The sequence below is a fragment of the Pseudanabaena biceps PCC 7429 genome (assembly GCF_000332215.1).
Classification (GTDB): domain Bacteria; phylum Cyanobacteriota; class Cyanobacteriia; order Pseudanabaenales; family Pseudanabaenaceae; genus Pseudanabaena; species Pseudanabaena biceps.
In genome coordinates, this window is record NZ_ALWB01000256.1 from 1 (window position 1) to 7,499 (window position 7,499).

The window sequence follows — 7,499 nt, forward strand, 5'->3', positions numbered from 1 at the left end:
TACGCTTGGACTGGTTAATACTGCATCCATCAGGTCAAATATTGCATCCCGTCCGTTTCCTAAAAATCTATATACCTGTTGACGAAATTCTTGTAGTTTGTCAATAATCATGACTGTAGATGTCCTTTTTCTTTTTCTTCTACTTTAGGCAGTTTGTATCTCTTTTACTCTGCCTTTTTTACCTTTCTTAGTCTAAACTCCAGTTACAGCGCTTCGCGCTCAAACCCAAACCAAGGAAATTTTTGAAAGCTTTGCGAAGCAAAGCTTTCAAAAATTTCCTTGTAGTTCGTTTGATCGGTAATTGCTGTAAAAAATAAACCCAGTAAGGTTTTGTAATTCCCAAAATGGCAATGCCATTTTGGGAATTAGTATAAGAGGATATTTAAGCCAACTTCCTCCACTGTGGCTTATCAAGAAGAATGTAAATTTGAACCTTTTCATTCGCTGCAAGTCTAAACTGCTGTAAATTTCCTCATTGGAATCAATCATGAAGCTCTCAACCATAGTATTACTATGTGCCACGACAATCGGCGCGATCGCTTTTCATCCCACGGCTGCCTCCGCCGATGTATCGTTTAACACTGGCAGTCAAGGCACTAGCATAAGCATTGGCAATCCCACCCCAATCTACCAACCGCAAGTGATTGTCGAACAACATCCCGTAATCGTCGAACAACGCAATTCAGAATGGCATCGTAGAGAAGAAGAGCGTCTCAGGGAAGAGCGTCGCATCGCCGAACAAAGAGAACGTGAACGTTTTGCTGAGAGACAAGAACAACAACGTTTAGCCGAAAGAAGGGAGCGCGAACGTGCGGAGGAAAGACGGGAACAACAACGTTTAGCCGAAAGAAGGGAGCGCGAGCGTGCAGCGACTTGGAGGCAAAACGAACAACGTGTTGCCGATCGGAGTTCGAGCCATAATTACAACTCCAATAACTGGCAAAATAATAATTCTGCTAACAACCGACGTTCAGATCGTTAATATAATATTTCCAGCATAATTAAACCTAAAAGAGAGTAACGCCCACTACGTGGGCGTTACTCTCTTTTAGGTTTTACAGCGCATTGCGCTGGAAGTGAATATAGATATACTTGAAAACCCTCAATAGGCTCAGTTTTTGATTCACAAAAGTGTTGTCATACTTTCGTGAATTGGGAAGTAGTTCAGCATAATTAAAAACCAAAACCAGAGAGCTTGCCGCCCGCGTAGCGGGCGGCAAGCTCTTCTAGGTTTTAAGTTTACTTATGCCTAGCTACTTATAAGTAGGTGTAAGTAGGTGGGCATAAGTAAAAAATAGAACTCAAATCTGTGGTGTGCGGTGTGCGCACCACAGATTTTAGGGTTTTATATTTAATATAAAAGTAAGAATCCTAACTTTCTTGGAACACCATAATACGATGATGCGTTCAGCCCAACCTGCCGATATTCCCAACTTATTTCATCTGATCGAAAAAGTCAGCGATTTTCACAAGTCCTTGGATATAGATCGCTATAATTTCTTACCCAATCAGGGGAAACTCTACGAAAAATGGTTGCACAAATTATTATTGGATTCTCGTCATCTTTGTTTGGTTGTTGATGCGATCGAAGCAGAATCCTCTCAACTGGTTGCCTATCTCATTGCAACGGTAGAATCAGAAATTCCGATCTATCACCTCAAGGAATATGGCTATATCCACGATCTCTGGGTTGAAGAATCCTATCGCCGCCAAGGAATTGCGCGTCAGATGCTGATGAAAACTCTAGAACATTTTCAGCAATTGGGAATCCCCCAAATTCGATTAAATTCCTTAGTAAATAACGCTGCTGCCTTCAAACTCTATTCTTCCTGTGGTTTTCGCCCCAGCACCTTTGAGATGCTACTCAAGTGCAATTCGGATTGAAAATATTTTTTGTCCTTTAACTAAATCTTCACTCTCAGAATTTATAGCACCGTAAGTTTGGACTCCCCCAAAGATGAGTGGCGGCGCTTCGCGCCGCCACTCATCTTTGGGGTTTATATCCTAGTACACTTGGCGACAGCTATTTCTTGGTTGGGAAGGAAGTAGGATGAAACGATTACCATTACACAGCGCGATCGCACTTCATCCAAATTTAAAATTAACTAACTGTTATCATCTCAAGTATTAAGTAGCTAGTCATAAGTAAACTTTAAACCTAGAAGAGCATACCGCCCGCGCAGGAAGCGGTATGCTCTCTGGTTTTAGTTTTTAACTATGCCGAACTACTTACAGCGCTTCGCGCTCAAACCCAAACTAAGGAAATTTTTGAAAGCGTTGCGAAGCAACGCTTTCAAAAATTTCCTTGTGGTTCGTTTGATCGATAATTGCTGTAAAACCTAGAAGAGCGTACCGCCCGCTACGCGGGCGGTACGCTCTCTGGTTTTGGTTTTTAATTATGCTTAACTACTTAATAGCGGCATAAAGCGTCGCCTTTCTCTTCTTGGGTTGTATTTTTGACAGATCAAAATTTCCCATTTCCAAGAGAAATGCTTCACAAATTGCCGCATTTTTCTTGAAAATGGGTTTAATGATTTAACCAATTTTCAGGTACAACAATTAATGTCGTGCCCTGTCGGCGCAGAACGATTACCTTTTGATGAGCGGCGATCGCCGTTTGGGGATGGTCGCATTTGGCTTTCCAAGAGCCTCCTTCATACTTGACTCTACCTGTTTCCCCTGCGGGAATTTCGGTAATCGTAATTCCTTCACTGGATTCCTTAAGCTGGTTTGAATCCTTAGGAATGAATCTTCGTGAAGCGATCGCGAGCGAGCCTGCGAGCAGCATCCAAACCACTATTTGGACAGCAGGTATAGGCAGAATTAAAGAAACTGCCGCTACCAATAAAGCGGCTACGCCCATGGCTCCCGCAATCAAAAATGTCGGCAATGGAACCAATAGCTCAAGTACACAAAGAGCAATACCTATAATCAGCCAAATTTGAATAGGTAATAAGTTCATTGACTATGTTAACGATCGGGTTGGGAAATATTGGTGCTGGGCAATATTTCTGGTTTAGTAATACTAGCGTTTGGTTTGGGACTATTGATTTTTATCTTTGCTGCATCCAGAAACTTTTCGCGCTTAAAACGAGGATCGTCGGCATTAGATTTAATCACCTTATTGCGGGCAACCTCTACCGATGAAGGTAGTTTCGTTGCTGCGGGATCACTAGGGCTTGGGTTATTGGCTGTGGGGGCAATGGTGTCTAAATTGGGAGCATTAGAGAGCAAGCCTCCCAATCCATTGATCAAATTGCGAATATTACTGCGCAGTTTGGGATCGCCTGTTAGTTCGTCAAGATCGGCGGTAATTTTTTTGGTATTAGCAAAAGTTACGCGGGCGGAATCAAGGGTTTCTCGCAATGAGGCAATCGTCGCAGGGTCGTTTAACTCGCCCGATACTTTCCGAAGATTGGCGGAGGTCTCGGCGGCATTTTCCGCAAGCTTCTGTAAATTCGCGATCAATTTGCCGTCATTTAACAAAGGTTTGGCACTAGCTAGGAGCGATCGCGCTTCTCGTGAAGTTGCGGCAATCCCATCAAGGGTCTGGGCTAGTTTTTCGCGATTGACCTCGATCAAGTCTTGGGCGCTACTTGCTACATTGCCTACTTTAGTGGCTGCACCACTAATGGCATCGGCAGTATCGCCAAACTTGGCGATTTGATTTTCAAAGGAACCAACTACCCGATTTGCCGTATCGGTCAATCTCTGGATGCTTTTAGCGGTAGCTTTGGCTGCGGCTAAGGTATCACCGAGGTTATCAATCAATCCTTGATCGTTAATTTTGCGTAAAGTGGAACTCGTATCCTTGAGTAAGGCGATGAAGCTTACGCCACGCATACCTTCCATTTCGCCACCCTGACAGATAATTATCTCGCTATTACAGTCCTTGGCGAGGGGATTCATTTGCGGATCGAGTGCTAATTTGTCTTTCGGCGGAAAAATATCAATATTGGTATTTCCCAAGAAGCCACTCTGATTTGTTTCCGCCACTGATTGCTTCGGAATAATCAATTTGGAGTTTTCAATACTTACGAGGACATCAACGCCCTCGGTTTGGGGAGTGAGGGTCGTAACGCGCCCTACCTCTACGCCACGGAACCTAACTACTGAGCCATTATTCAGTCCACTCGCATCGGGGAGTTTGATCGTAAATGTAAACTTACTACTACTTAGTTGCAGCCCACGCAACCATAACAACGCGCCTCCTAGAGCCACTACTCCACCAATGATAAATAAGCCAAGCGCACCGTCGCGTAAAGTTTTTCGCTGCACGAGCCTTATACCTCCCTAGTCAAAAGTTGAATTGGACCTTCAGTGCTACCACTAAAAAATTGTCTGACGTATGGATTGTCAGTCGTATCAATTGTACTCACGTTTCCTGCGTAGCGCACCGATCCTCGATAAAGAACGATCAGGCGATCAGCGGTACGACGGATCGTACTATTTTGATGCGTGACGACAATATAGCTATCGCAAACCTTTTGCTCTCTTAGTGATCGCATTAAGTCTTCGATAATCGTCGAAGCTACGGGATCGAGTCCTGCCGTTGGTTCATCATAGAGCAAGACTTTTTTGACTTGGGTTTTTACGGTGGGATCGTCCATAATCGCACGGGCAAAACTAACGCGCTTACGCATCCCGCCCGATAATTGGTTGGGATAGCGATCGCAGATATTGTCTAAGCCCACCAAGGCAAGTTTATGCTCTACTAGCCGATAAATTTCACGACGGGATAGTCGGGAATGTTCAAATAACGAAAAACCAACATTTTCGGCAACCGTGAGAGAATCAAATAGGGCGGCATTTTGAAACACCATACCGATGTCTAATCCGTAGTTTCCCTCCTGCACATCCTCTTCCGAGGAAACCAGATTGCCATTGATATAGACTTCACCCTGATCGGGATGAAGTAGCCCACAAATTACCCGCAAAATCGTCGATTTGCCTGTACCCGAAGGTCCAATAATGGCGATCGCTTCACCTGAATGTAAGGCTAGATCGACCCCATTTAGTACTGCGTTATTCCCAAAACTTTTGTGAATATCACGCAATTCGAGTAAAGGTGTAACCACATTGCTACTAGTTTTGATCGGAGATCTGACTGGCTCCATCGGTATTTATTTTTGCTTGAAAATATCGCACTACCAAAAACTAACATTTTTTCAGAAACTTTCTCAAAAAAAATAGAAAAGAAGGCATGGAACTTTTGGCGTACTTTCTTTTAGCCCTTTTATACCAATTCACAAAAGTGTGACAACATTTTTGTGAATTATAGCTGCCGTCAACTGTATCAGGAAATCAAACCGAATAGAGAGTTGCGGCGCTTCGCGCCGCAACTCTCTATTCGGTTTGATCTCCTGACTTAAGTGAATATAGCGATAAGAAATGACATAGCCATTTCTTAACTTGGTATAAGCGGGAAAGGACTAGGACAGAACTCAATGAAAACCATAAAAAACACCACTATGACCTTTACAGCGACCCACTCAACTTACGACCCCACCCTCTTTGCAGGGGTGGCAAAATATTACAGCCAATATCGTCCGCGCTATAACGATGATCTTTATCAATTACTGATTGAAGAATTTCAATTAGATGGCACTGGTCGCTTGCTCGATCTTGCTACTGGCACTGGTTTGATTGCGATCGCCCTCAGCAATCAATTTACGGAAGTAATTGGACTAGATCCCGATCCTGAAATGCTGCGAGAAGCCCAACAGGAAGCCGAACTCGCCAATATTCACAATATCCAATGGATTAATTCGCAAGCCGAAAATCTCTCAGCGCAATTGGGAGAATTTCGCCTGATCACCATTGGTCGCGCCTATCATTGGTTCGATAAGCCCAAAGTATTACAACTCGCCAGCGATCGCCTAATTCAAGGTGGTGGTATTGCCATTACCTATAGCCATCAAGATATTTGGCATAGTACGGAATCTTGGAAGATCGCAGTTTTAGAAGTGGTCAAAAAATATCTCGGTGCAAAGCGTCGTGTTGGCAATGGCACAATTGAGAACCTTGATGCCACCTATGCAGAACTGCCAAGACTGCTGGAACAATCAGGTTTCACTACACCATTACTCAAGACGATCATCATCGATAAGACTTGGACAATCGATAGCTGGGTGGGATACCTCTACTCCACTGCATTCTGTCGTCCTGACTACTTTGGCGATCGCCTAAACGCTTTCGAGCAAGAGATGCGCGAGACATTAGCTGCTCTCTTCCCATCAGGTGGATTTATCGAGCAAATTCCCTTTGATATTTACCTTGGGCATAAAAATTAAGCATCAAGCATGGATGGTGATTTGCATGGGCGGTGCTTTGCGTCGTCCATCCTATCTCTCTATCTCTTCTATCTCTAAAGTTAAACGAAAGCAAAATTACCATGTTGAAATCCTTTACGCGCTCTTTCCCGAAATTGAACTTTCTCACAAAAAGTACTCTCAAAAGTACTATGCGCTTTGCTAGCGGCTTAACCTTAAGCTTCGCTGTTGTATCTTGCACTCCCACATCAACTGTCACTTCCCCTAGCCCAAATGTTGGCAATTCAACTACGGCAGCCACTACACCACCCCAAACCATAGTTTTAAGAATAGGACATCAGAAATTCGATCCTTTAACTTTAGTTAAAAACAAGGGTGGTTTAGAGAAACGACTCAAGCCTCTAGGCGTAAACGAAATCAAATGGATAGAATTTCCATCTGGTCCCCCAATGTTAGAAGCTTTGAACGCCAACAGCGTTGATATTGCGAGAACTGGTGATGCCCCGCCTGTCATTTCCCAAGCCGCAGGCTCATCGCTTGTCTATATCGGCGGAAGCGCTCCTAAAGATAGTAGTTCCGCACTATTAGTAAAAGAAGATTCATCAATTCAAACGATCGCCGATCTTAAGGGCAAAAAAGTTGCCTTCGCTAAGGGTTCCAGTGCTAATTATCTGATTGTAAAAATCTTAGAATCAGGTGGTGTGAATTGGGATGACATTACCCCAGTTTATCTCGCTCCTGCCGATGCTAGGGCAGCTTTTGAGCAAGGCAATGTCGATGCTTGGGTAATTTGGGATCCTTTCTATGCACTGACTCAAGATAAGAGCAAAGTACGAGTGATTCGCGATAGTAAAGGTTTAGTCGCCAATCGTGATTTCTATCTATCCTCAAAAAACTTTGCCGACAAAAACCCCAAAATTATTGAGGCAATTCGCGAAGAGACGCAAGAAGTGGCAGCTTGGGCAAAGAAAAATCCTGATGATGTGGCTGATTTCTTAGCTCCATTACTAAAGATCGATAAGTCAGTCCTAGTCACCGTCAGCAAGCGTCGCGACTATGGCTTTGAGACGATTACCCCTGAGATGGTTACCGAACAACAGGCGATCGCCGATTCCTTCTTTAAGCTGAAATTAATCCCTAAAGAAATTAAGGTCTCCGAAGTAATTTGGCAAGCCCCTAAATAAACCAAACAAATAATGAAGTGCCGCGCAAAGCGCGGCACTTCAT

Annotated in this window: 7 protein-coding genes; 4 read left to right on the plus strand and 3 right to left on the minus strand. The window is 43.8% G+C overall.

The features are described from left to right. The first annotated feature begins 487 nt into the window (after positions 1-487). Positions 488-982, plus strand: coding sequence for a hypothetical protein (locus PSE7429_RS20030; RefSeq protein ID WP_009629175.1), 495 nt, complete (start codon positions 488-490; stop codon positions 980-982). Between the two features lie 416 nt (positions 983-1,398). Next, a complete protein-coding gene (locus tag PSE7429_RS20035; protein ID WP_009629176.1) occupies positions 1,399-1,884 on the plus strand; it encodes a GNAT family N-acetyltransferase in 486 nt (161 codons plus the stop codon). A 643-nt stretch (positions 1,885-2,527) separates the two neighbouring features. Here the strand turns inward: PSE7429_RS20035 and PSE7429_RS20040 are convergent. From PSE7429_RS20040 to PSE7429_RS20050, 3 genes are read right to left on the minus strand one after another with little or no spacing between them, the layout of a single operon-like run. Continuing rightward, on the minus strand, positions 2,528-2,962 hold the full coding sequence (locus tag PSE7429_RS20040) for an NfeD family protein (RefSeq protein WP_009629177.1): 435 nt from the start codon (positions 2,960-2,962) through the stop codon (positions 2,528-2,530). An 8-nt stretch (positions 2,963-2,970) separates the two neighbouring features. Further along, complete coding sequence (locus PSE7429_RS20045) at positions 2,971-4,278, minus strand: MlaD family protein (protein ID WP_009629178.1); 1,308 nt, start codon at positions 4,276-4,278, stop codon at positions 2,971-2,973. Positions 4,279-4,283: 5 nt separating this feature from the next. Next, positions 4,284-5,117 carry an ABC transporter ATP-binding protein gene (locus tag PSE7429_RS20050; protein ID WP_009629179.1) on the minus strand — a complete coding sequence of 278 codons (834 nt, stop codon included), beginning with the start codon at positions 5,115-5,117 and terminating at the stop codon, positions 4,284-4,286. Positions 5,118-5,471: 354 nt separating this feature from the next. Between PSE7429_RS20050 and PSE7429_RS20055 the strand changes: the two genes are divergently transcribed. Both PSE7429_RS20055 and PSE7429_RS20060 read left to right on the plus strand, forming a co-directional pair. Then, entirely contained in the window at positions 5,472-6,293 is an 822-nt protein-coding gene (locus PSE7429_RS20055) for a class I SAM-dependent methyltransferase (protein ID WP_040689796.1), read from the plus strand. Positions 6,294-6,463: 170 nt separating this feature from the next. After that, positions 6,464-7,456: a sulfonate ABC transporter substrate-binding protein gene (locus PSE7429_RS20060; RefSeq protein ID WP_009629181.1), complete on the plus strand. Its 993-nt coding sequence runs from the start codon at positions 6,464-6,466 to the stop codon at positions 7,454-7,456. Positions 7,457-7,499: the final 43 nt, after the last annotated feature.